The sequence below is a fragment of the Muriicola sp. genome, from assembly GCF_049669965.1.
GTDB lineage: Bacteria > Bacteroidota > Bacteroidia > Flavobacteriales > Flavobacteriaceae > Muriicola.
The window spans coordinates 1-2,032 of the sequence record NZ_JBATLB010000173.1 but is presented as its reverse complement, the minus strand read 5'-3'; the positions used below and the strand labels follow the sequence as shown (position 1 = coordinate 2,032).

Genomic DNA, 2,032 nt, shown 5'->3' with positions numbered 1-2,032 from the left:
CACAACGACCTGCTAAACGCAGTTCGGCTATGAGAACGAAGATACAAAAAGTGGGAGATAATGAAGCGTGAAGTCGAGCGGAAGCTCGATAGCCATTATCCGTCTTGTGGTCAATGCTAATTGACCCACAAGCCACTTTATTGTATTGGGAGTTCGAGGAGTCGTACCAAATGGATGAGCTTGGCAATTGCGTTTAGTACGCTGATGGCTTACGTTTTGGCTCGATGCCCAGCTAGAGCTGTAGATTGCCATTTGGTTTAGCAGGTCGATGGAATACATTTTCTTTTGGGGTGGGAATTGCGCAGCAATGGAGCAACAAAAGTCAGCTTTTGCTGAATGTATTCCATCGGCTTTGGCTATGATTACGGCGCGAAACGAGGGCGAAGCTAAGCGTTGGGTTTTCTGCTTTGCAGAAAAAATTAACGTCGGCAAAAGCGAGCCCAGGCCGTTTAACCAATTAAGCCAGTTGTAGTTTTATTTAAATGTAGGAAATTTCAATGAGGTACTAAAGTAGCGCTGAATTATAGCCGTTGTTGGCAACAGTTATTATTCTTTAGTTCCACTAAATCTATTTGGTCCCATCGATAGTACTATACCCATTTTACCTCCATTTGATGAGGGGATAAATTCAGCTTTTGCAGGAAAATCTTTAACCATAAATTGAGTCTTTGTCTCTGGGAACAATTTGTCAGCTTTTCCTCCATCTACAGAAATTAGTAGTTGCATTCCTTCTCTATATACCTTTGCTCCAAATCCTTCCTCCATCTTATAACTTCCTACATAGCTATCTAACATTTCAGCTGTTAATTTAGGAACTGCATTTTGGTATATAGACGAAGCAATATCAAATATTATAGTATTAGTGTTAATAGTATTTATATCACTAACGTTAGAAAAAACAAGAATCAATAAATCATCTTCTGGGAAATATAAGTCAGACGTGGAATAACCAAATGTAAAACCATTATGAAAAACAGTTAGCTTTCCAAATTTCTTGTCGGTATAAAATCCATACCCATAATTAGATAATTCTATATTATTTACCTTGTATGGTTGCCAAGCTTTATAGAGCGATTCTTTTGAGATGACTTTGAAGGTAGAAAGTCCTTCATACCATTTTGCTAAATCTTTTGCCGTACTGTGGATGGCTCCAGGTCCTTTTGATTGGGTATATGAATGCGGTCTGTGTAGCACAAATTGATTATTTTCTGTTTCATAACCTTTTGGTTTATTAGTTATGTTTTGACCAACTTTAGGAAAAAAGGTGTTGGACATATTCAATGGTTCGAAAATATTTTTTCTAATATACTCTTCATATGTTTTTCCAGATATTTTCTCGATGATATGTCCAAGTAATATGTAGTTCATATTTACATAAGAATGTCTCTGATTTGGTGGGAAATCTAAAGAGTCTTGCTTAAAATAATTGATTACATCAATACTTTTTTTAAATTCCTTGCTAGCTTCATTTTCTGCCCAATTTATATTTGTATGTCTTTTGATTCCTGAAGTATGAGTCAACAAATTTTCAATAGTTATAATATTTTCTTGTGTGGGAAAGTCTGGTATAAATTTTCTAATATCATCGGTTAGTTCAAGTTGTTTTCTCTCAACTAATTGTAAAATACTGATAGCTGTAAATTCTTTACTCACACTAGCTATGTCATAGACTGAGTTTATTTCGAGTTCATTCTTTGATTCTAAATCGGAAATTCCAAAAGCTTTATGGTATAGTACTTCAGATTTTTTTTTAATGAAAATTTCTATACCAGGTTTATCACTCCAAGATTGCTTTGCCATCAAACTATCAATGGATTGTTCAATATTTTGCCCTTGTATAATATTGAAGAAGAAAATTGCCAAAATTGATAGATAAAATCGTTCCATTTCAGTTTGTTTTAATTGTTGCCAACAATTGAATATAGTGCATTATGCACTATATATCATTTATATAAATGTAGGAAATCTGAGGCTATTTGAAAGATGGGAGTTACTTTTCAATGCACCATGAATCAAAAAATGAGTATAAACC

1 protein-coding gene is annotated in these 2,032 nt (G+C 34.4%); it reads right to left on the bottom strand.

Translation table 11 applies throughout. The features are described 5' to 3' along the window. Window positions 1–546: 546 nt before the first annotated feature. Complete coding sequence (locus WBM49_RS09150) at window positions 547–1,887, bottom strand: serine hydrolase (RefSeq protein WP_424371745.1); 1,341 nt, start codon at window positions 1,885–1,887, stop codon at window positions 547–549. Between the last annotated feature and the right edge of the window lie 145 nt (window positions 1,888–2,032).